The sequence below is a fragment of the uncultured Paraglaciecola sp. genome (assembly GCF_943787955.1).
Taxonomy (GTDB): Bacteria; Pseudomonadota; Gammaproteobacteria; order Enterobacterales; family Alteromonadaceae; genus Paraglaciecola.
Genome location: NZ_CALSOK010000010.1, coordinates 322,382 through 343,472, shown reverse-complemented (window position 1 = coordinate 343,472; position 21,091 = coordinate 322,382). Strand labels below are relative to the sequence as shown.

Annotated in this window: 23 protein-coding genes; 14 read left to right on the top strand and 9 right to left on the bottom strand. The window is 41.0% G+C overall.

Translation table 11 applies throughout. The annotated features are described in order from the left end of the window. Nucleotides 1-129: 129 nt before the first annotated feature. The 5 genes from Q0Y52_RS09250 (at nucleotide 130) to Q0Y52_RS09230 (ending at nucleotide 5,667) form a co-directional block, all read left to right on the top strand. On the top strand, nucleotides 130-543 hold the full coding sequence (locus tag Q0Y52_RS09250) for a DUF3859 domain-containing protein (RefSeq protein ID WP_297820851.1): 414 nt from the start codon (nucleotides 130-132) through the stop codon (nucleotides 541-543). Nucleotides 544-872: 329 nt separating this feature from the next. After that, nucleotides 873-2,030, top strand: a complete 1,158-nt coding sequence (locus Q0Y52_RS09245; RefSeq protein WP_297820848.1) for an iron-containing alcohol dehydrogenase — start codon at nucleotides 873-875, stop codon at nucleotides 2,028-2,030. Between the two features lie 26 nt (nucleotides 2,031-2,056). Next, complete coding sequence (locus Q0Y52_RS09240) at nucleotides 2,057-3,124, top strand: NADP-dependent oxidoreductase (RefSeq protein ID WP_297820846.1); 1,068 nt, start codon at nucleotides 2,057-2,059, stop codon at nucleotides 3,122-3,124. 28 nt (nucleotides 3,125-3,152) lie between these two features. Beyond that, complete coding sequence (locus Q0Y52_RS09235; RefSeq protein WP_297820844.1) at nucleotides 3,153-3,761, top strand: glutathione S-transferase family protein; 609 nt, start codon at nucleotides 3,153-3,155, stop codon at nucleotides 3,759-3,761. A gap of 679 nt (nucleotides 3,762-4,440) precedes the next feature. Beyond that, on the top strand, nucleotides 4,441-5,667 hold the full coding sequence (locus tag Q0Y52_RS09230) for a threonine/serine exporter family protein (RefSeq protein ID WP_297820842.1): 1,227 nt from the start codon (nucleotides 4,441-4,443) through the stop codon (nucleotides 5,665-5,667). Between the two features lie 168 nt (nucleotides 5,668-5,835). Here the strand turns inward: Q0Y52_RS09230 and Q0Y52_RS09225 are convergent. Continuing rightward, nucleotides 5,836-6,992, bottom strand: a protein-coding gene (locus Q0Y52_RS09225) for an IS3 family transposase (protein WP_297817961.1) whose coding sequence is annotated in 2 segments (ribosomal slippage) — nucleotides 5,836-6,746 and nucleotides 6,746-6,992 — 1,158 coding nt in all. Because the reading frame shifts where the segments join, the coding sequence is not laid out codon by codon here. Between the two features lie 864 nt (nucleotides 6,993-7,856). Here Q0Y52_RS09225 and Q0Y52_RS09220 point away from each other — a divergent pair. Genes Q0Y52_RS09220 through Q0Y52_RS09210 form a run of 3 tightly spaced genes read left to right on the top strand, consistent with a single transcriptional unit; the run spans nucleotide 7,857 to nucleotide 9,732 of the window. After that, the gene (locus tag Q0Y52_RS09220; RefSeq protein ID WP_297820840.1) at nucleotides 7,857-8,528 is read left to right on the top strand and encodes a hypothetical protein; all 672 of its coding nucleotides are present in this window, start codon (nucleotides 7,857-7,859) and stop codon (nucleotides 8,526-8,528) included. Beyond that, entirely contained in the window at nucleotides 8,528-9,565 is a 1,038-nt protein-coding gene (locus Q0Y52_RS09215; RefSeq protein ID WP_297820838.1) for a hypothetical protein, read from the top strand. The genes Q0Y52_RS09220 and Q0Y52_RS09215 overlap by 1 nt, the downstream gene beginning before the upstream one ends. Continuing rightward, a complete protein-coding gene (locus Q0Y52_RS09210; RefSeq protein WP_297820836.1) occupies nucleotides 9,562-9,732 on the top strand; it encodes a hypothetical protein in 171 nt (56 codons plus the stop codon). The genes Q0Y52_RS09215 and Q0Y52_RS09210 overlap by 4 nt, the downstream gene beginning before the upstream one ends. 474 nt (nucleotides 9,733-10,206) lie before the next feature. Here the strand turns inward: Q0Y52_RS09210 and Q0Y52_RS09205 are convergent, their stop codons facing one another. The 5 genes from Q0Y52_RS09205 to Q0Y52_RS09185 form a co-directional block, all read right to left on the bottom strand. Next, nucleotides 10,207-10,719 carry a hypothetical protein gene (locus tag Q0Y52_RS09205; RefSeq protein WP_297820834.1) on the bottom strand — a complete coding sequence of 171 codons (513 nt, stop codon included), beginning with the start codon at nucleotides 10,717-10,719 and terminating at the stop codon, nucleotides 10,207-10,209. A 347-nt stretch (nucleotides 10,720-11,066) separates the two neighbouring features. Next, nucleotides 11,067-11,435, bottom strand: a complete 369-nt coding sequence (locus tag Q0Y52_RS09200; RefSeq protein WP_297820832.1) for a hypothetical protein — start codon at nucleotides 11,433-11,435, stop codon at nucleotides 11,067-11,069. A gap of 14 nt (nucleotides 11,436-11,449) precedes the next feature. Beyond that, complete coding sequence (locus Q0Y52_RS09195; RefSeq protein WP_297820830.1) at nucleotides 11,450-11,941, bottom strand: hypothetical protein; 492 nt, start codon at nucleotides 11,939-11,941, stop codon at nucleotides 11,450-11,452. A gap of 116 nt (nucleotides 11,942-12,057) precedes the next feature. Next, nucleotides 12,058-12,645 (bottom strand): porin family protein, encoded by a 588-nt coding sequence (locus tag Q0Y52_RS09190; RefSeq protein WP_297820828.1) that lies wholly within the window; start codon nucleotides 12,643-12,645, stop codon nucleotides 12,058-12,060. Nucleotides 12,646-13,112: 467 nt separating this feature from the next. Further along, nucleotides 13,113-13,490 carry a hypothetical protein gene (locus Q0Y52_RS09185; RefSeq protein WP_297820826.1) on the bottom strand — a complete coding sequence of 126 codons (378 nt, stop codon included), beginning with the start codon at nucleotides 13,488-13,490 and terminating at the stop codon, nucleotides 13,113-13,115. Between the two features lie 422 nt (nucleotides 13,491-13,912). Between Q0Y52_RS09185 and Q0Y52_RS09180 the strand changes: the two genes are divergently transcribed. Both Q0Y52_RS09180 and Q0Y52_RS09175 read left to right on the top strand, forming a co-directional pair. Then, nucleotides 13,913-14,077 (top strand): hypothetical protein, encoded by a 165-nt coding sequence (locus Q0Y52_RS09180; RefSeq protein ID WP_297820824.1) that lies wholly within the window; start codon nucleotides 13,913-13,915, stop codon nucleotides 14,075-14,077. After that, nucleotides 14,058-14,438 carry a transposase gene (locus tag Q0Y52_RS09175; RefSeq protein ID WP_297820822.1) on the top strand — a complete coding sequence of 127 codons (381 nt, stop codon included), beginning with the start codon at nucleotides 14,058-14,060 and terminating at the stop codon, nucleotides 14,436-14,438. The genes Q0Y52_RS09180 and Q0Y52_RS09175 overlap by 20 nt, the downstream gene beginning before the upstream one ends. 1,025 nt (nucleotides 14,439-15,463) lie before the next feature. On the opposite strand, the gene Q0Y52_RS09170 is transcribed toward Q0Y52_RS09175, so the two are convergent. Next, a complete protein-coding gene (locus Q0Y52_RS09170) occupies nucleotides 15,464-16,228 on the bottom strand; it encodes a ribonuclease H family protein (protein ID WP_297820820.1) in 765 nt (254 codons plus the stop codon). A 504-nt stretch (nucleotides 16,229-16,732) separates the two neighbouring features. On the opposite strand from Q0Y52_RS09170, the gene Q0Y52_RS09165 reads away from it, so the two are divergent. The 4 genes from Q0Y52_RS09165 (at nucleotide 16,733) to Q0Y52_RS09150 (ending at nucleotide 19,561) form a co-directional block, all read left to right on the top strand. After that, the gene (locus Q0Y52_RS09165; protein WP_297820818.1) at nucleotides 16,733-17,119 is read left to right on the top strand and encodes a hypothetical protein; all 387 of its coding nucleotides are present in this window, start codon (nucleotides 16,733-16,735) and stop codon (nucleotides 17,117-17,119) included. A gap of 56 nt (nucleotides 17,120-17,175) precedes the next feature. After that, entirely contained in the window at nucleotides 17,176-17,637 is a 462-nt protein-coding gene (locus Q0Y52_RS09160; protein ID WP_297820816.1) for a hypothetical protein, read from the top strand. A 116-nt stretch (nucleotides 17,638-17,753) separates the two neighbouring features. Next, nucleotides 17,754-18,877 (top strand): IS3 family transposase gene (locus tag Q0Y52_RS09155; RefSeq protein ID WP_297820814.1). Its coding sequence is split into 2 segments (ribosomal slippage): nucleotides 17,754-17,985 and nucleotides 17,985-18,877, totalling 1,125 coding nucleotides; the frame shifts between segments, so codons are not numbered across the junction. Between the two features lie 435 nt (nucleotides 18,878-19,312). Continuing rightward, a complete protein-coding gene (locus Q0Y52_RS09150) occupies nucleotides 19,313-19,561 on the top strand; it encodes a DUF2960 family protein (RefSeq protein WP_297820812.1) in 249 nt (82 codons plus the stop codon). A gap of 321 nt (nucleotides 19,562-19,882) precedes the next feature. Here Q0Y52_RS09150 and Q0Y52_RS09145 read toward each other — a convergent pair whose 3' ends face one another. Both Q0Y52_RS09145 and Q0Y52_RS09140 read right to left on the bottom strand, forming a co-directional pair. Continuing rightward, a complete protein-coding gene (locus Q0Y52_RS09145) occupies nucleotides 19,883-20,281 on the bottom strand; it encodes a cyclase family protein (RefSeq protein WP_297820810.1) in 399 nt (132 codons plus the stop codon). After that, entirely contained in the window at nucleotides 20,233-20,898 is a 666-nt protein-coding gene (locus Q0Y52_RS09140; RefSeq protein ID WP_297820808.1) for a cyclase family protein, read from the bottom strand. Before Q0Y52_RS09140 ends, Q0Y52_RS09145 begins: the two co-directional genes overlap by 49 nt. Nucleotides 20,899-21,091 lie beyond the last annotated feature (193 nt).

The window sequence follows — 21,091 nt, the reverse complement described above, 5'->3', positions numbered from 1 at the left end:
ATTCATTAATGGCGTTTTCCTTGATTATTCGTAGCAATATCCATATTTAATAACTACTGGCTAACCATGGTAACTGTATCAAAAGACGCACTTTTTAATTACTTAAAATATTAATTTTTTGGAGGCTTATTGTCTAAGTCACGTACATCTTTTGAGATGACCAGTTACGGTATTTATAAAAACTGGGATGAAAAAGGTAAAAGCCTTCCAAAAATAAAAACATTAACTACGCAGATCCCAGCACAATTGGAGGTTGAATTTGGTTTTATTCTTAACGCTAAAAAAGCCAAAGGAAAACGCTTAGATTGGAGCATCTTTCATCCTGACGTACCCGATGAAAATGGACATGCAATGCCACCCTTTGAGGGAGTGGTATATATAAGAAATAATGATTGGGAATTTTATCTAGGTGACACAGTATGGGCACCTATTCATAATAAATTCGGAGATTGGCGAATGGTGATAGAGTGTGATGGCAAAGTTATTGCGCAGAAAACCTTCAGTTTATTAGTAGAAAACGGAGACGGTGAGATCCAGTTCTGAAAAAAAGAGGTTATTAGATTTGTACTATGGCACAGCTTGTGGAAAAACGGCGATTGATGATTGTCCGTGACATAAATTTTAAAGAAAATGGTCGACAAAACTATACTTGATATAGTGACGGAACCACAAGATAAGCACAAACGCCTAGTACAGCTAACGTAATAAGGGCAGGCATTAAATATAAAAGCGCTTAACATTCCAAATAAAATAAGCTGCAATTTAGGCGTATTGACAGGGCACAAGCAAAGCAGCTTATGCAATGACTCGATTTAGTTGTGGATGATTTAACCGCTCTTGCTTAATTTTAAAAATAATGAGGAATCATAATCATGTTAAATTTTAGTTTTCAAAATACGACTCAAATTCGTTTTGGTGAAGGTCAAATCGCCTCCTTAAGCAAACAGATCCCCAGTGATGCAAAAATATTAGTGACCTATGGCGGTGGCTCAATAAAAAGTAACGGCGTTTATGATCAAGTTGTCGCAGCGTTAGACAAACATACCTGGTTTGAATTTTCAGGTATCGAGCCCAATCCATCTTACGACACGTTAATGAAGGCACAAGATATTATTAAAGAAAATAATATCGATTTTATTTTAGCCGTTGGCGGTGGTTCGGTGGTGGATGGTTCTAAATTTATCGCAGCAGTGGCGCTTTACGAAGGTGAAGAGCCTTGGGATATCGTGAGCAAACAAGCACGTATCAAAAAAGCGTTACCCCTTGCTTGTGTACTGACTTTGCCAGCAACCGGTTCTGAGTCAAATACTGGCGCGGTAGTGACCCGCAATGGTAATAAGCTACCCTTCGCAAGCCCTCTGGTTCGTCCTATTTTTGCGATACTTGACCCTGCGGTAACACTTTCATTGTCAGACCGCCAAATCGGTAACGGTGCGGTGGATGCGTTTGTGCATACTATGGAACAATACCTTAATTATAGTGTGAACGCTAAGGTGCAAGACCGTTTTGCTGAAGGGTTATTACTGACTTTAATTGAAGAAGGGCCAAAAGCATTGGCCCCTGAAACGTCTAAAGACTTAGAAGTACGTGGCAACATTATGTGGGCAGCAACGATGGCGCTTAATGGTTTAATTGGAGCCGGTGTACCGCAAGATTGGACAACTCACATGATAGGTCATGAACTAACAGGTACTCATGGCATCGACCATGCTCGTACTTTATCCATAGTATTACCTGCAGTGATGAAAATACGTAAAGAAGCAAAGCGTGAAAAATTATTACAGTACGCTGAACGTATCTGGAATGTGACACAAGGCGACGAAGATGCACGTATTGATCGGGCTATTGAATTAACCGAGCAGTTTTTTGAAAAGATGCAAGTGCCCACTCGTTTATCCCATGTTGATTTAGGTGCCGCGGATATTGATTTATTAATCGAAAAATTAACGCAACACGGTATGGTTAAGCTGGGTGAACATAGCGCAGTTACACCTGATGTCAGCCGAGAAATATTAGTCACTGCACTTTAATTTGATTCGGGGATAGGACAACGAGTATGACAAATACAAATCAACATCATTCGACGCTTCAAAGTGTGCGGGTTAATCGCCAGTGGACTTTAGCTTCACGCCCAATAGGGGCTCCGACTTTAGGCAACTTTCGTTTTGTAGAAAGTACCAAGCCAAGCCCGCAATCTGGTGAGATTTTATTACGTACGGTTTTCTTATCCCTTGATCCTTATATGCGTGGGCGCATGAATGATGTTAAGTCCTATGCGGAGCCACTTGCTATTGGCGCTGTCATGCTTGGCGGTACCGTTTGCCGCGTGGAAGCATCGAATCACCCTGACTATAGCGAAGGGGAGTGGGTTGTTTCATCTTCGGGATGGCAAGATTATGCTATTTCCGATGGCGTCGATTTATTAAAACTAGGCAAGAGACCCATTCATCCTTCTTATGCGTTAGGTGTAATGGGTATGCCAGGTTTAACCGCTTATATGGGATTACTGGATATTGGTCAGCCAAAAACTGGCGAAACCGTTGTTGTTGCTGCGGCAACGGGGGCGGTAGGTAGCTTAGTGGGACAAATTGCTAAGTTAAAAGGCTGTAAAGTGGTTGGCATTGCCGGTACCGAAGAAAAGTGCCATTCAGCCGTTGCAGATTTGGGTTTTGATCTTTGCCTGAACCATCAATCAGCAGACTTAGCACAGCAATTAGCAAAGGCCTGTGATGGGGGGATTGATGTTTACTTTGAAAATGTTGGCGGTCACGTTTTTGATGCAGTATTACCACTATTAAATACTTGCGCACGTGTTCCGGTATGTGGATTGATTTCTCAATACAATACGACCGATTTACCTTCAGGGCCAGACCGTTTGTTTATGTTGATGGGCAACCTACTCGTCAAGCGAATTAGGATGCAGGGTTTTATTGTGTTTGATGATTATGGTCATCGATATAATGAGTTCAAAGAAGAGATGTCACAGTGGTTAGAAGAGGCAAAAATCACTTATCGTGAAGACCTAGTCGAGGGTTTAGAAAATACGGTTGAATCTTTCATTGGTTTATTGGAAGGCAAAAACTTTGGCAAGCTTGTAATGCGTGTCGGTCCTGATGATTTGTAATTGATAACAACCTTTAAAGAAAAATATTATGATAACAGTACACCATTTAAATAAATCTCGTTCCAAACGCGTATTGTGGTTATTAGAAGAGCTTGAGATGCCGTATCAACGTATTGATTATCAGCGCAATGCAAAAACGAATCTAGCCCCTGAAAGTTTGAAAGCAATTCACCCTCTGAATAAAGCCCCCATTATCGTTGACGGTGATATTACCTTGTGTGAGTCCAGTACAATAATAGAATACATTTTAGATCAAGACGTTGAAAAACGTCTACGCCCTGAAAAGGGCACCAAAGAATATTATCAATATTTAGAATGGTCGCATTTTGCTGAAGGATCCTTGGCATTACCGGTGATGTTTACGTTATTTATGGGCATGGAAACGCGCAGCGGCGATCAAGAGATGGACGGTTATATTGCTAAAGAAGTAGCTGTAGACTTTGGTTATATTGAATCCGTTTTGGCTGATCGCGATTATTTTGCGGGGGCACAATTCACAGCTGCCGACATTATGATGCAAGTCATGCTAGAAATTGCTGGTATTCTTGGCTTACTGAAAGGTCGGGATAAAACCTTGGCTTATTTGGCAAAAGTACAAGAGCGCTCTGCTTACATCAAAGCGGCGAGCTTTGGTTAGACAGTCAGACTTCAACGACTTAATATCAGCAGACTTGATTGGTTTATGTGAAACCCGCATAAAAGTGGATTTTATTTTGTTGAGGTTACGTCATAGTAATAAACGTCCTACATTTACACATGTCTAAAGCCTAACGATTGGCTTAATGGCGCTAAACTGAACTGCTAAAAGTTTCAGGTGTATTTGCTATTCAACAGGCGTTAGGCATTTTTACTCATCATTATTTTCTAATTGTTAAAATACAACTTACAACACCCGCTGCATAAACGGGTGTTGTTTTATACTTATTTTATTTCTCTATTGATTAGCCGCAATATGAATGCATGGTGTGTGCTTCATTCCTGTTTTATCCACTGCTGAGTTTGCAAATGAAACCATAGCTACCGTGTTTTATTATGATTAATGCATAATGGAGCGGCCATTTACGACCTGCATTGCTAATTTTAGATGCACAGATTAAGCCAGTTTTTTGTTCATGCCATGCTGTAAGAAAGTGTAATAAAGTTTGTTATAGAGAATTTTATTCATTAGTTATTCTAATTAAAATAATCAAAAAATGTCCGTTGCACCAAGCAATATCTATCACTAAAATCCCCGCCCTGATTATCACCGTTATATATGCAAGTGGCTTTTTTGTTACTCCTTGTATGACCTTTATTTTTGAAGTAGTAGCATAAAAATGGACCAGTTAGAGTTTATCCAAATACGTCGTTTTATCCTTAAGCTAGGTAAAATGCTGCACAAGTACGGTTCTCCTTCTTTTCGTTTGGAAGCGTATTTAATTGAAATCGCTACACATTTTGGTCTGCACGCGTCTTTTAACTCCACACCTACCACTTTATCTATCGTGCTGTGGAGTGATCATCATGAAGAGGAATATAACCATTCTGCACGTATGCAACCTGGAGATCTGGATATGAATTCTTTGTCTCGAACTGATGAGTTAGCGTACGAATTATTGTCTGGTGATATCTCACTTGCAGAAGCTAATATGCGCTTGGATAAGATTAATATTATGCCGAGTCCTTATGGAAAAAGCTTAACGGGCATCGCTTTTGGCTTGTCTACCAGCGCATTTGCGATGTTGATGGGAGCAGGTTGGTCAGAAATTATTTATTCTGGGTTATTGGGGTTGATGGTGTATTTCTGGACGCTTTGGGCATTTAGTTCAAAACGGATGAGCTTGATGTTGGAGCCATTGGCTTCGTTTTCAGTCGGTTTTGTAGCCTGTGCCATCAATCATTATTCTTCTTCAGGTTTTAATATTTGGCTGATCATCCTGTCCTCTTTGATCATCTTAGTGCCGGGCTTGTCATTGACCATGGGGTTAGCTGAATTGTCCTCAAGGAATATGGTATCTGGAACGGCGCGGATAATGGATGCCATCATGCAACTATTTAAACTGTATTTTGGTGCTTTTTTAGGAGTGAGCTTGGGCTATCAATTATTTGGTCAACAAGATCTGGCAATCGCCGTCACCTTGCCTGTTTGGGTTAACTGGTTGGGCGTACTCTTGCTTAGTATAGGGCTAGTCGCCATATTTCGTACTCGAATAAAACATGTACCTTGGGCAATGACCTCTACTTTTATAGCGTATGCAACATCGACGTGGAGCTCAGGTTATCTTGAAAACGGACTTGGCGCCTTTGTGGGTGCATTTGCACTGGGAGTATTTGCCAATCTATTTTCACGCATTGTTAACGCGCCCTCTACCATAGTCGCTATGCACGGTTTAATTGTGCTGGTTCCGGGTTCAAAAACCTATATTGGATTGAATTCGTTTATCTCAGGGCAAGATATTATTAAAACAGACCATATTGGTCAGGAAACCTTCTTGATCTTGATGTCGCTGGTGGCAGGATTAATATTCGCTAACGTGGTCATGCCCACCAGAAAATCGTTGTAATAGGGTCAAGGCTTAAGGTGCCAACTAGTATAATAACAATATTGCTAACAGCTAAAGTAGGCACCTATACCCAAGGACCCCCCCCCTTCTTTAAATTGCGTTTTAGCATTTAATCCACGCATTTTAATTTTTAATCCAAACTACAACTACAACTACAACTTGTTCTGGTCAAGTCCAACCGGACACTTTTCTAAAGGAGTTTTCAAATTCAATTGGCGATTGATCCAAATTAGCTGAATGTAGTCGCTCAACATTATAATATTTCATGTACCTAGCAACATCTTCTCGCATATGTGTTCGAGTGGGCTGCGGTACTTTAAACAACCAATCATGCTTTAAACTTCCAAAGAAGCGCTCCACAACAGCATTATCCCAGCAAGCTCCAACATCTCCCATACTAGCTCGACACTCTAATCGCGACAGTAGATTTCTAAAGCCTTTACTCGTGTACTGAGAGCCTCTGTCACTGTGAAACACCAAACCTTTTGGTGGTTTGCGTAAATTATGAGCCTTTGTCAGTGCTTGCTCGACCAAATCACGCGTCATGCGTTTTGATATATGCCAACCTACAATCCGGCGTGAATACAAATCCATGACAATGGCTAAGTACAACCAGCCCTCACCAGTCTTTAAATAGGACACATCACCCGCCCAAATTTGATTGGGTCCAACAGGATTGAAATTCATATTTAGCAAGTTGTCAGCCACAGCATCACTGTGTTTGCGCTTGGTTGTCACTTTATAAGCTATTCGCTGAGTCACAACTAATTTAAGCCGTTCCATTAACTTAATGGCGCGATACCGCGTTATTTCAAAGCCTTCTTTGCGTAGTGCTTTAGCAAGCTCTCTGCTGCCTAAACTGTTTCGACTTGCCTTGAATAATGCTTTGGCTCGTCGATACAGTCTTAGCATTTGAGCGCTAATGAGTTCACCAGGTTTTTTTAGCCATGCGTAGTATGCTGACGAACTCACTTCCATCACTTTACAAGCGACTGACACAGGATACTTAGCATCAAGCTCACTTATAAAAGAATATCTTACTTCATTTCTTTCGCGAAGAAGGCACTTGCCTTTTTTAGGATTTCACGCTCCATTTGTAGACGTTTACTATCTTTCCTGAGTTGAATTAACTCTGCTCGTTCATCGCCAGACAACACGTCACCTAGTGCCTGTTTCTTATGCTTAGCTACCCAGTTGTAAAGTAGTTTGTCTGTCACACCTAAAGATGCAGCAGCTTGTACGATTGGATAGTCTTGCTCTATTACCAGAGCGACCGCTTCTTGTTTAAATTCTGCGGGATAATGTTTATTTGTTCGTTTAGTCATATTCACCTCAATTAACAGGATTATAATCCTTTATTGAAGTGTCCGGTTAATTCAACCACAACAGCAGCCGGTGGTAGCTGTGGCTTGTCAGGGAAGGAGTGGTGTTTATAAGTCAGGAGATGCCGACGCGGGGCCGAAGTGATCTGAATCACATATAACCAATTTGTGGCGTCTACAGTCATGAATTTGTTGCGTTAGGCCATCCATAGAATGAGTTCGACAGGTTATATTCAGAGAAGACAAGGAGTACTTTCGTAGCCGTTAATGTTTGCCCGCAGTACAAACTTGAATTAGTTGAGCCTTAGAATCCTTAAATAACTTATATCGATATCACGTTAAGACGCTTTATGTTTAAAAAACTTAGCGTACACAAAGTCATGTGAGGTTTAATATTAAACAACGATAAATAAGTCCTTACTTTGGGTGGGTGAGTAATAATATTTATCCTAGATTATGTTAGTTAGAGCGATTAGCATCAATTGAAGCGACCATACCTGACCGTCTGTTTTCTCATGTGAGTTTAACCGATCGATGCAATACATTGGTTTAATCTCTCTACTGGTGCCATTCATTCCAAATCAGACTGATATCCAATGGAGGAGCTATGAAGCCAGGGCATCCAATGTAATTCGTTGTATTATTTGAATCACCTGCAATAGATTTTAACTTCTTGATGGATAGCTCGCTTAAAGGATTAACCATTTACATTTAATCTACCTAGCGATCGTTATTATTGTTGTTATTCGTCACCACACGATTAGAATATAAACCTTACTTTACAAGTGGTAGATTTACTGGCACCTTAGCAGCAGATGAAATAAAACCAAGGATTGCGTCAGATACATCACGCTAACAAGCAAAAACATGAGCAGTAACAACAACACTGAAAGCCTATTACACGATCGGCTAAATAACGCCACTAAAGCCGAGTTAAGCCGCCTTAGCCTGCATCTTAGCATTCCTGAAGATTCGTCCATTAATACTATCGAAATTACCTATAGCGAGGCTGCTGATAACTCGCTCTTTAATGCTATCCGCCCACTGATTAATAACGATACCCCCACCTATTCCAAGGTACTCCGACTGCTTTACTGCGAAATGCGTTCATTCACTGAATCACTGGATGAATCCTGGCAGCGTGTAAAAAGTTTAAAACCCTGGGAGTACGCGTCCCCGATCGATGAAATGAGTGACCAGGAACTGGAGTCAAAAATTCTCGAAATCTACCAAGCCGAATATCATGACTCGAAAGACAAACTGAAAACAGACCCCAGCTTCTGGAAACGTATAACAGGTGCCCTGCCCTCACTGAGCACAATCGGTGGTGGAGCAGCCACAGCGGCCACGGCATCTGCCTGGAGATTGCCCTTTCTGGCTGCACCCGCAACCAGTATCGCAGGACCCATAGCCATTACCCTGGGCGTCGTCTTGCTGGGTGCCAAAATGGCAGGCCCCGCCTACAAGAAAATAATACCCGCCACCGTTGAATTAATGCTGATACAAAAACGGATTGATAGCATGCCGCAGGAACTGTAATGAAGATATTAATGGAAGAACCTCTCAAATACGCCGCCAAACTTAAAATGGGCAGTATCATTCGCTATGGCGCGATACTAAAGGATGCCGGTACCGGCCAGATTGTCGGCCACCTGAAAGAAGCCGGCGACATCGGTTCTCTTCTATCCCAAGCGGGATCCTCTGCATTCAGTCTCAGCTCGGCTGCAAACCCCATTTCGATGGCTTTTAGTGCGCTAAATACCGTTCAAATTGCAGGCGTCCAAAAATCAATCCATCAAGTCCAGGAAACACTGGAATCACTACAAATGGTAACCAATGTTGCAGCACTAAGCTCTGTAGTCGGCCTAGGTGTTTCTGTTGCTGGTTTCGCCGCTGTTACCACAAAACTTAATAAAATCGACAGCAAGTTGGACACCATCGCCACAGATATCGTCGCCGTCAAAAAGGTGCTCAATCACCTGCATAAAGGCTGGGATGCCATGTCATTAGCGCAACTCAAACAGGCAGCGGAGAATCTTATCGTCGCGGAGCGGGCCGATACCCGGGAAAGACGCATGGAACTTGCCAAAGAAGCTGCATCTGTATTCTCGTTGCTCAGGCACTATTACGCCAACTTGCTGGCGGACAAGAGTCTGTTCACTGACATCAAGCTCAGCGTAAATGAATTACATGAGCTCATTGCCCGTTACACCTATTGCTGCATGGGGGTATTGCACGCAGAATTCATGACAGAAGATCTGGGCAGTTATCGTACCCGCCTGGATACTATCCTGGCCGATTTTACAGACCTTGTAAGCATTAACCCTAAGGAACTATACCAACTCCGCTGTGACAATCTAACCGCACTAGCACTGGACCACGACTACTCAGAACACGCGCAACTATTAACCGACCTATCGACTTATTCGCAGGAAACCAACGCAAGACTTGAATCCTTTAAAGTTGAGCTGGACTACCTGGAAAATAATCAACTAACAGTACCCCAATACCTGGTCGCTCTTAAGGAACATGAACCGGGTATCGTAGTATTGCCTGCCGGGTCAGTATCATCATGAAACGATCCGGGTATTTTTATGCCATTGCCGCCTTGATCATAGCTGGATTGTTATCACCTGTTGCCATCCCGGTGGCAGGAGCTTTAATCATTTTACTCCCCATAGTATTTGTATTGTGGATTGGCATGTTCATCGGAGGTGGCGCTATTGGCATAACCACCAAGTGAGACAGCAAGGGCTAGGAGCAACGATAAGGGCAAAACCTTGATAAGTGATAGTACTTTCATTTAAACCTCAGATAAGAGAATACAGCATCATATATTGCCACGTGTGAAGAATAAAAAAAGATACTGTCTAGTACCTCTATGTCTTACGGGTAATTCGCAGCTAGACGTTACCATTGTCAGCGAGTTTTCAATATCGTTTCAACTACAACATCAAATTTCTTTATGCCAATGAATAAGAGCTATTGGGATTAATGGGGTTGCTACATTGAGTAATGAATTACTACCTAGCTATTGGTGAGTTACTTTTGATGATTTCATTATCTTCAACATACATAGAAGCCAGTTCAATGCTTCCAAAAGCTTTTATAAGCCTTATTTTGGTATGTCTATGTCCTATAATTGACTGTTATGTTTCATAACCGAAGGGAAACAAATATATTACAAGACCGATACTTTTCTACTAGATGTCAGGAGCTAATTTAAAACTCCCCACTCTTTCAAATACGTCCGAATAAAGAAAAAAGAATGACTCAAATAAAGGGCTAAAGCCAGCTTTTCTATAAAATGGAAATCTTTCCCAAGTATTATAATAAAGAAAGATAAAACCAATATTGTACTGATGACGAACTGGGAAGCAGCATTAGACTCAAAAGCAATTGAGCTATCTTCATTCCCGATAAAAAATTTAGCGAAAATAATTATTATAGAAACATTAAGATAAAATATTAATTCTAATTTTTTACTTAAAAGTAATTCATCGACAGAGCCTATCAATAGCACATAACCCATGAAATCATTAGAATAGAGGAGAACTAAGGAAATGGGTACAGCCACGCCAAGAAACATAAAAGTTAACAAAAGACTTAAATTGTAATAAATTTCTGCTTTTCGGGAGAAACTAGGTTTTCTTAAAAGTCTTAATATACTCAACATGATGGCCTTGAAAACCAATGGAATCAAAAAGTGGATGACTGATGTCATCGCCATTAACTTCAATCCTGTTAGTAAAATCGCTCCATTTAAATGATTTAGATGATAAAAAAAGGACAGAATTAATAAGCAAAGTGCTATTAATGGGAGACCCCAGTAATAAATAGGGGAGTTTTTAAATAACGGGTTAATAAACGTAATCACGAACCAAAATTCCTTTTAACTAAATACATACTAACGTTTACTCAACACGCTAATAGAAAGAATACGAACTGCTATATACCAACATAATTATAGCCATTCAAAAGTGAGTTCATTTTATGGTAAGTGGCAAATCCACTTGTTACAAAAGCAAAAGGACACCTGACTTTAACGAGACCTTTCTGCTTCATATTGAAAAACAGTTAGTGCGGGCAGAGGTATAGGTTGTAATTATCTGCGTAGCTTTCAATTGCGTTGCCAACAGCATTGCTGTTAGTCACAATATCAAACAATGTGCGCCCATTACAATCAGTAGTTGCCATACCGAAATCATTACACAGCGCTCTAAATGACTCACTTTCCTTGGTTCCCAACCAAATAGGAGTAAATAGTTTAGTTAACTTCTCTCGATAATTATTATTAAGAGCGCTAGTTATATTTATGCGATCGTTAAACACTTTTATAGAAGTGAGTAGGTTATCAATCGTGTCTTCGGAGGCTTTTTGCAATTCGTTAAACTGGCTGGATGTCTTTTGCAATTTATCAAACTGGTTAGGTGTCTCATCCCTCATAATTTTGATACTCACTAATTCAGGAAAGACTGTAAGTCGACTGAATAGAAGTAGCCACCATCGAACACAGTGCGTGTATGCCCATAATAAACAATTGATCTGCGTGCAGTCGCCATATCTAAAGTCAAATTAAATACAACAAACTTTTCCCCGCCAGACGTTGGATTCAAACGAACAACTTCATCAACATTCTGCAGCGCTGTATCCTGCGCATTGTCTCCCGATAGCGTATAACGAAAGCGCTCCTGCTCATTTACAAAAAAAGTTGCTTTAGATGTAATAAGCCAAGCCTTCTTACCCCCATAGTGCTCCGGGAAAACAAGCTCTATGCTAACTTCGTCTCCGTCGCTCTGTGATACAGAAACATCTACTTTAGGCGGTTCTGGCGACATCGGTGTAACGTGAACAAATTTTGCCCAGACTGCGTGAGCGGGGCTGCTCGCCACAGTGATTAATACGAAGAGCGCAATGCTCGTTAAAAATAGGTCAGTACTTCTACTGTTCATAACTAGACACCTAACGCTTTGCTAACGGGCAAAATACAGTTTGCCAAAATTGGCGAGGTACGAGCCGAGCAAACTGTATTTTGTCCTGTTGAGCAACTTGTTAGTTTTGCATTAATTTAGAAAAAGATAATCGCAGATAAACTGAGAGAATCAACGTCATCTGACTTACCGTAACCAACACCAGCTGAAAATTGATCTGTAAAATGATACATTGCTGAAACATTAAAACCAGTTTCCGATTCATCGGCGATATCGACATAACTAAGTGAACCACTTAGCTCTAACTGAGCTGTAACTAATGAACGAAGACCTGCTTGAAGGCCATATCCGTTTTCACTATCATCTTCTGAGTTTCCTTGGAAAGATGCTTCAACCTCCATATCTTGATACGAAACAATACCAAAGAAATCAGTAGTGGTAGAAATCGCATGACGATAACCTAGCCCAATAGATAATGTATTAAAATCCACATCCACTTTAGAACCAAAAACATCAATATCATCAGACACTGACGCGTAGCTACCAGCTATAAATACATTATCACTAACTAATTTTGTACCTGAGACACCAAAACCTGTTAGTTTATCGCCGTCTAAATCTACTGATTGATAAGATAAAGACGCACTATCCCAACGAACAGACTCTGCGGCCTGAATTGTTCCTACTGATAATAATAAAGCAGATGCTAATACTAATTTTTTCATTTTAAACTCCATGCCCAAAAAATAAATAACGCTAGAATTGTGGGCTGCAAAACTAACGCCCAAATAAGGGGCTTTTTATAGTTTGCTAAAATGGTGAAGCGAAGCGGAACACAGCAAACTTTAAAAAGTCCCGCTTGATTTGTTTGTTAGCTGGCAACTTACCGAACTTACAAACAAAACCTTACTCACTAAACTAATTGATTTTATGAATAATAAAAACCAATTTCTAAAACTTTATATTAATTTCAGACTTAAACACTTATGACGAAAACAACGGATTGAAGTCACCAATAAGTGTTAAACGATAAACCAAGAATTGATTGCTAAGCGATGAATGTGAAAAGCTTTGATAAACAACAAATTCCTTTTTACCTGCTAACGCCCTGTTAACAGGCAAAAAATAGTTGGTTAAAATTAGCGACGAAGGAGCAAAAACCAACTGTTTTTTGTCCTTGTTTAACAGCTTGTTAGAGTTTTTTTACGTCACGCAATATATCTAAATCATAATCAGTTTTACGATTGCGCAATGAGTGAACACCAGTACACATGTATGTAAAGTTATTATTGTCTAAGAACACTAAACTTTCTTGACCTAGAGTAATTGGTGCGCCGCAACTTGAGGTGTCTGTTGTAACAACAACTTTAGAATCTAGCTTACCTTTAATGGTTTCAGTAACAGTAAACTCCGCCTTTACAACTTGATTATTGATCTCACCAGAAATTGCTATACCAACAAAAACTTTGTCAGAAAGCATCAATTTTTTAACTACGGTATCACCATCGCATTTACATGCGAAAGCGTTAAATGAAACTAGCAGCGATATACAAATGGTCAAATATTTCATCGAAAACTCTAACAGTTTATTAGTCGGAAATCGGGTTAAGTGCGGATTCAATTAGACTTAAAATTTCCGAAAAAGTAAAAATATAATTCATCATTTCATAGTCTTAGCGCATATGAAAGTCATTTTCAGGATGTTTCTGACAAGTGGAAACCGCTGTTCCGGTTAAATACGAAATTTCATAAAAATATGCTTTGACTTTAAGTCCATATCTAACAATAACCTACAAGAGAAATATGATAACAAGTGCCACACATTTTGCGTGAGTTCCCCACAAAACATTGGCAATATTTTAATGTCAGCCTTTATCGAGTCAATCCGCTTAGAAATTCGAAACCTACGGGTCAGATTTTGAGTTTTGCACAAAATACAAGACCTGACCCCAATCTTTATTACGAGAACGACTGGTCAAAAACAAAACCGCGATGAGCAATCAAGCCCGAGGCTTATTAAGTGAGTTTGGTGTGGTGTTTCCTTGTGGTCACAAGGCGCTCTTAAGTGGATTAAGCAGCGTCATAGATAACCCTCAGTATAGTCAACGATTACAAGATATGGTGATAGACATGTTGAGTGATATACGTCACACTTAAACGCCTAAAAAGTATTGAAAAACAGTTAGGCGAATTTGTTGATGGCAGTGAAAGCGGTAAGATATTAAGCAGTATTCCTGGTATCGGTGTGATTAATGCTTCAGCATTGTTAGCTGCCATAGACAAAGGGCAAGCATTCAATAGCCCCAAAGAGTTTGCCGTGTGGTTAGGGCTGACGCCCAAACAACATGCCTCGGGTAACATCAGTAAAATGGGCGGCATCACCAAGCGCGGTGACCGCTACTTACGTAAACAACTGATACATGGTGCTAGAGCCTTTGTCAGTCGTGCGAGCTGCAAAAGCACCGACCCATTAGCTTTATGGGCAACTGAAGCTTCGCCTCACCAAACCGTTCAATAAAGTGGCAGTCGCCGTAGCGCATCGCTTGGCGCGTTTAATCTGGATATTGCTCACGCGCCAAGAGCGCTATTGCGCAGTTATGCCTACATCTTTAGAGGTCAGCGCGTAACATGAAACAGTTTACGTTACCCCGGCCTTGCTCAATTCCGTCCGAGACAAAGGCAACAAGCCTGTGTGGGTGTTGTGGAAGGCAAGACTACGGGGTAACACCCAATTTACCCAACCCGCTTAGTCAGAGCATGATGAAGAAAACGGTCTACCCTACCTCATCAAAGCCAGACGTAGGACAAGGATAACTAATCCGAGTGGGTGTGTAAAAGGCGATAAGGTACGGAGTTCATCAGAGGCCTGAAGTGATAAAACCAATGCAATTAAGAGCCTGAATATATGTCAGAACTAAGCCATTTTTAGACTGCCTTCAACACAACAGACTAGCGGTAAAAGAAGAGTAAAGCGTAATTCGTGCTGAAAATCAGCACGAAGAGGACAGGTATTACGTTGACATCACGGGAGCGTCCATATATGTCTTGTTAATTATTCTAATGAAGCGCCCGAGTATGAGACGAATAGACAACTATGATAACGAGCAGCCAAAAAAATGGTTTTGCAATTTATTACGAGGGGTGTCTTTATAATTTAAGAAAAGCAGCTATATTCGCTGTTAAAAGCGGCTTTTCTGCGCTGTCGGCAATGTTTATTTGACCTTATTTCGCTAAGCCACTGTTATTATTACTCGTTACCGAACGACTGTCTAGGAGTGGCCACCCCGCGGATAGCCCCACACAAACACACCATGACAAATTCATTAGAAGTGAATCAATACATAACATCCATGTAATTCGCCTTAAAGGCCACCAGAGCTGTTGATGCTTATTCCAGATAAACAGGCTAGATAGCCACAGGTTGTTCAAAAGTTGAGAAACAAAGATATTTTATTGGATACCAAACCTTGCCATAAGTTGTGATTGCTAACCTTTTGATACTCCATAGCGACTATCTATTATTAGGCAGTCTTATTCATCACTTTAGCCTCGACTCAGGGCGAGTATTTTCTCGGGAGACGTTTCATCTGTGAAGTCCTGCCAACCTGTTACCTGTTGCAATTGAGCTTGAACTGATAAGCGGTCTGCGAGTTCGTTTCCCTCTGTCCCTGAATGAGCCTTGACGTGTGTCATCTGTACCTTTCCGATCAGAGAACGACTTAAGGCGTAACACTCTTTGATCAACTCAAGATTTTGTATCGGAGCGCTGCCACCCTTGGTCCAATTCTTTTTCTCCCACCCCCTTGACCAAACAAAGACAGCTTTAAGGGAATAATCCGAGTCGCTTAAAATTTCTACTGGCTGACTTTTTTTGATGTAATCGTGGGCTAACTTAATGGCCTCTCTTAATGCAACTAATTCGGCCGTGTTATTTGTGCCGTTAGGGACGTGGTAACCGTACTTTAAAGTCGTTAACTTTCCATACTCATAAATTACAAGGCCAGAGCCCGTCGCACCCGGGTTGGGATCGCAAGCACCGTCGGTGTATATCTGTATGGGGAACTGATAGGCCAGCACCACTGTTAATCCTTCAGGACTACTGGCAGCTGAGGTCGCTTGGATAGAATTCTTGGGTGAGGTGCCCGGTGACGTAACCGCATTCCCAAGGTATTCGTCAGCCTCTTTCTGAGTCGTGAACGATTTAAATGCAGCTCCAGAATAACCCTTGGTCGATAACTGACAAGCTGCCCATGTAGTGAAAATACCAACCTTATGGCCCTTGAGTACTGCGTAAAATTTCTTAGCCATTATGCTCCTTAAAACACTGCATCGTCATCAAATCCATCGCATTGGAATTCGTTTGCCTCATCGAGGATGATTTTAACATGTTATCAATATTCTGTAGAACACCATGTATTGACTAATACAGCAATTATAAATACTCCCCGCTTAAGACACTTCTAATTCTACTAGATAAAATTTACGCCTGCGTAACTATAAAACTATAATGAATGAGTAATAGAGTAGCAATAGCCTCACACGGAGTAAGTAACGCCGATGATGCATTTTAGGCGAAACAGCCGTAAAGAACGTTTTCAAAATAACAACTTCATTCATGGTATTGATTTTTAATGATGTTTGGAGATTGATCTGATCACTAAGTAACGTGGATGTTCCAAATCATCTTAAAATTACTACCTGTTTATTTTGTGGGGTATCCTTCAGACCCTGAGACCATTTAATTATATTGTCATCATATCTAAAGCCCACCAATCTTAATGATAACTATTATTATTTAGATTGGTGGGCTTTATGTCTTTCAAATATTGTTTTACTTTTACCGCTGTCGAAATGTCTGTGCGTTATGGCGATTGCGATTGCAATACCCACAACGATGACATCATAGCTTGTTATGTACACTTAGGGTTGGAACGGGCCAAACAACTCACACATCTTGCTGCTGTGCGACAAGCACATATGCGGGTAATCAACACTCTGATTGACACAATATGCGATCACTGTATCGCTAGTTTTTGGCGTAAAAAATGTTATCGCTATATAAAACGTTTGTTACCACTGTTATACGAAATATTAGACCAACAGCAATACAAACAAAAAACCCAAGAAATTAATAAATTACACGCTTACTACATCGGAGATAAGCAAAATAATTATCCACTGCAAAATTCGCAACCCTAAAACTTACTCAGTATAAAAAACAGTCTTAAGCAGCGCATCCATAACAGGAGTTTGCCATGTCAGAATACAGATACATTTGTCCTAATCACAGATTTTGGATAGATGCCAACCCAAAAGAAGCTTTTATTAGCGTTCAGAATATGACTAAACTAGCTGAACATTTACTACACAGAAACCAACCAAACAAAGCGATACCGCTCTTAGGCTGTGCATTTGAAACAGCAGAGATCATTTTTGACAACCGCTTAGAATCACCGCAACTCACCACAAATTTAACTTCATTAGCAATTATGTTGGCCCATGCTTATGTATCCATTAATCAAGTCGATGCAGCCAAAAGCTTATTACAACGGTTCAAAAATAAAATGAAATGTGCCATCGAATGTGCCTTAGATTATGCCACTAAAGTCGCATTTTTTGAACATTGCTCCAATGCTATTACCGAGGCAAGTATCGACATAATGTTATCTGATGTAATCTCACCACAAGAAATAAAAAAAACGGCCTATGTCCACTAAAAAGTTAATTTCACTCAGTAAATAGGAAAGGATGAATTAATAGAAATAGGATAGTGATCTTCCCCTAAATTTGTAGACATTTTTTACTTAGAAAGCGAAGTAAGGTAAAAAGTGTTATGAATAAAAAATATCCTGATGAATTTAAGCAAGAAGCCGTTCGACAAGTGTTGGAAAAAGGCTTCTCGGTACCCAGTGTTGCTAAGCGCTTAGGTATTTCCGATAAATCTTTGTATTACTGGGTCAGTAAAGCGAAAAAACCGCCCCAACAATCTGCTGAGAATGAGGAAATACGGAAGCTCAAAGCTGATTTGAAGCGCGTCACAGAAGAAAGAAACATCCTAAAGGAAGCCGCCGTGTACTTTGCAAGCGAGTCAAAGAAAAGTACACGTTCATAAAATCACGGCTCCAAATCTATCGCGTAAGCACCATGTGCAGAGTGCTGAACGTTCACCGCAGCGGTTTTTACGCGTGGTTAAAAGAACCGCAGTCTAAGGCCGAAAAAGACAACATACGATTGCTTGAGCAGATTAAAGCCAGTTATGTGCAAAGTGGTGGAGTTTACGGCAGTCCACGTATCACGCATGAATTGCGACGTTCAGGTGAAGCTTGTGGTGAAAACCGCGTAGCGAAGTTAATGAAACAAGCTAAATTGAGAGCCAATATTGGCTACAAGCGGCGGTACTTTAAATCAGCTATACCATCGGTCATTGCTGATAATCACCTCCAACAGCAGTTTGTTGTATGTGAGCCTGATGAAGCGTGGGTTTCGGACATCACCTATATAAAAACGTACGAAGGTTGGCTCTACTTAGCCGTGGTGGTGGACTTGTTTTCTCGAAAAGTGATTGGCTGGTCGATGCAATCAACGATGACGTCTGACATTGTCATAAAAGCGATGATAATGGCTATTTGGAGACGACCTAAAGCAACAGGTGTTGTAGTGCATACTGATCAGGGTAGTCAATACGCTAGCGGTGATTACAGGGACTTCTTAACTGCACATAATATGCAACCTAGTATGAGTCGTCGCGGTCATTGTTTAGATAATGCTGTTGCGGAAAGCTTTTTCCATTCACTTAAAACCGAGAGAGTGAAGCGAAAAGTGTACGCAACACGAAGTGATGCAAGAGCAGATTTGTTTGATTATATAGAAATGTTCTATAATCCAACACGACTGCACAGCCACCTTGGTTATGTGTCCCCCGATGAATATGAAAACACATATTCAAAGGCAAGCTGAATGTCTACTAAACTGGGGGAAGATCATAGAAATTAACAGGACATCCATGATAATCAATTGCGAAGCAACCCCTTTAGTCAGCAACGCCGATGCTCTTGCCCTCGACTCTAAGTACTGTACGATTAAAGATTTCTAATAACAAAATCAGTTGTTTAAAATTATCATTGGCTGTTGAGTTTATATCATGGGTGGCTTGTTAATTCAGGGCTATAATGGCGTGGAACTATGTCTCAACACAAATACCTTGTATTTGACGATTTGAATTCCCGCTGAACTGTGCTTTTTGAGGTCACTTGGGTATATAAGGGCGTTGCTTAGTTAATGGGGCTCACCGCGATAATACTTTTTGTTAAGCTTATTGAATAAGCACCGCTATTTGAGCTTATAATGGCGGTCAAATAGTTTTCGCAATTGATGAACTCATGTGAGTATAAAATGACACATAAAGTACGTTATAAGTTTAATGGTGTGGCAAAGGAAATGAGTTTTTCTTACAGCCGCTATCGCAATATGCATGAGGCAGTGGCCGATGCTGAAGGACTAGACCTTACCCACTTTTTGCAAACTGAGCAGCGAGTTGCCACCATCAGTAAAGGCAAAGCGACCGTAAGAAATTTTAGAGATGCCGAATTTGTAAAAATGGGTTTTACTGAATTATACTTCTTAAAAAATGGCCAAGAATGATGGTCGTTTTTGGTCATGCACTCAATAGTTTCGTCAGCAGTAGCGGTGCTGCAGTTAAGATTATAGCGAGCATCAACAAATCGACAGGAAAGCCTTAGGCACAGCACTGGCTGGCCTCAGGCTTAGATACAGGGATGCGCCTAATGCACATCCATTGCTGATCCAAAAGATACTGACCCCTCAGGTCAGTGCCTTGTCGGCAAGGCTTGTTTAGTCTTATTTCGTAAGGCGGGTGTTATTGAATAGATAATGCAGTGATTGCAATAACCCTGCCCCCTTTGAATACGGTCCTGAGGGAACAGAGTTAAGCACTATCTCGTTTTAGAATATCGCCATAGGATTAAGCGGCGAGCCTGTGGCACCTTCAACATTGAGCGGCGCTGCCACTAACATAAAGGTTGGGCGCTTTAGCTGTCTGGCGACATCGCTAAGCTTTCTTAAATCAAGGTTATCAAAAATCGGCATGCCCATACCGATAAGGGTCAGCTCGTGAAGCGGGTTAAATCGGTTTTCGACTCCTGAAGGCATAACGTCCGAAACGCCATCGCAGCCAATAACCGCAACATCACGCTCCTTCAGAAAAGTCGCCACAGTGGTGTGCAGGCCCGCAGCTTTTTCGGTAAAGGTCCACTGGCCGAGTTCTTCAACCGCTTTCCAACGGCCAGTCTTAATCAACAGTGCATCCCCCGAGCCAATCTTAACACCGATTTTTTCTCCCATGCGAGGAGATCTTCGGTAGTGATTGCTCGTCCTGGCTGCAGGAAATCAACGCCAAAAAACGCCGGAAAATCAACCAGTACACCGCGGGTAATAATGCCAGACTCGGCAATGTTTTCGATACCGAGTTTTGCAAAACCGCCGGCTTCAAGTTTAAAGGGGAAGCCGTTATACATTTTTCCTTTGTAGGCGAAATGGGATATTGCGTCTAAATGGGAATGGGCAAAACCGTGATAGGCCACCGAAAAATTATCTCCCGCAGCTTCAGGGTGTTGTTCTGGAGGTATGCCAAAGGCAGCGGGGAAAATAAACGCTTCATGAATAAAAGGCGATTGATTAACCTCATCTTTCTCTTCATTCATTGGCAGGGCAAGGGACACCACTGCGCCAGTTTTAACCAGCTTTGAGGCTGATATACGTTTCTCTGCAGTAATTAGGTTCAGTGTGCCGAGCTGATCTTGGTCACCCCAGCGACCCCAGTTGGAGACTTGGAATAACAAATCTTCAAAGCCAGCCGTGTTGATAAACTCAGGTTTTTTTTGATCAGCAAAGCTATCCGCTGAAAACATGCTGGACGCGAGCAGTGTTGCCAGCGTAAAAGATGCGGTAAAACGTTTCATATTAAGATCGCCAAGAAAATTCTTATTATATTTTGTCTCTGAGACCCACATTAATCAATAGATCTGATGTGTATACAAATGTTTGAGTACAGGTAAAACAAAACGTCATTTTTTTAAATAAAATACATCATGCCTTATATTTTCCATATTTACCTTTTTTTTATCCATGAGGGAATGAAAGTTGGCAATTTTT

Bases quoted from the DNA above. Each gene is read 5' to 3' on its own strand.
- Q0Y52_RS09190 (WP_297820828.1), bottom strand. From the start codon at position 12,645: ATGAAAAAATTAGTATTAGCATCTGCTTTATTATTATCAGTAGGAACA.
- Q0Y52_RS09205 (WP_297820834.1), bottom strand. From the start codon at position 10,719: ATGGCGATGACATCAGTCATCCACTTTTTGATTCCATTGGTTTTCAAG.
- Q0Y52_RS09160 (WP_297820816.1), top strand. From the start codon at position 17,176: ATGTCAGAATACAGATACATTTGTCCTAATCACAGATTTTGGATAGAT.
- Q0Y52_RS09145 (WP_297820810.1), bottom strand. From the start codon at position 20,281: ATGGGAGAAAAAATCGGTGTTAAGATTGGCTCGGGGGATGCACTGTTG.
- Q0Y52_RS09185 (WP_297820826.1), bottom strand. From the start codon at position 13,490: ATGAAATATTTGACCATTTGTATATCGCTGCTAGTTTCATTTAACGCT.
- Q0Y52_RS09245 (WP_297820848.1), top strand. From the start codon at position 873: ATGTTAAATTTTAGTTTTCAAAATACGACTCAAATTCGTTTTGGTGAA.
- Q0Y52_RS09230 (WP_297820842.1), top strand. From the start codon at position 4,441: ATGGACCAGTTAGAGTTTATCCAAATACGTCGTTTTATCCTTAAGCTA.
- Q0Y52_RS09215 (WP_297820838.1), top strand. From the start codon at position 8,528: ATGAAGATATTAATGGAAGAACCTCTCAAATACGCCGCCAAACTTAAA.
- Q0Y52_RS09240 (WP_297820846.1), top strand. From the start codon at position 2,057: ATGACAAATACAAATCAACATCATTCGACGCTTCAAAGTGTGCGGGTT.
- Q0Y52_RS09195 (WP_297820830.1), bottom strand. From the start codon at position 11,941: ATGAACAGTAGAAGTACTGACCTATTTTTAACGAGCATTGCGCTCTTC.
- Q0Y52_RS09220 (WP_297820840.1), top strand. From the start codon at position 7,857: ATGAGCAGTAACAACAACACTGAAAGCCTATTACACGATCGGCTAAAT.
- Q0Y52_RS09150 (WP_297820812.1), top strand. From the start codon at position 19,313: ATGACACATAAAGTACGTTATAAGTTTAATGGTGTGGCAAAGGAAATG.
- Q0Y52_RS09200 (WP_297820832.1), bottom strand. From the start codon at position 11,435: ATGAGGGATGAGACACCTAACCAGTTTGATAAATTGCAAAAGACATCC.
- Q0Y52_RS09170 (WP_297820820.1), bottom strand. From the start codon at position 16,228: ATGGCTAAGAAATTTTACGCAGTACTCAAGGGCCATAAGGTTGGTATT.
- Q0Y52_RS09180 (WP_297820824.1), top strand. From the start codon at position 13,913: ATGAGCAATCAAGCCCGAGGCTTATTAAGTGAGTTTGGTGTGGTGTTT.
- Q0Y52_RS09210 (WP_297820836.1), top strand. From the start codon at position 9,562: ATGAAACGATCCGGGTATTTTTATGCCATTGCCGCCTTGATCATAGCT.
- Q0Y52_RS09140 (WP_297820808.1), bottom strand. From the start codon at position 20,898: ATGAAACGTTTTACCGCATCTTTTACGCTGGCAACACTGCTCGCGTCC.
- Q0Y52_RS09235 (WP_297820844.1), top strand. From the start codon at position 3,153: ATGATAACAGTACACCATTTAAATAAATCTCGTTCCAAACGCGTATTG.
- Q0Y52_RS09165 (WP_297820818.1), top strand. From the start codon at position 16,733: ATGTCTTTCAAATATTGTTTTACTTTTACCGCTGTCGAAATGTCTGTG.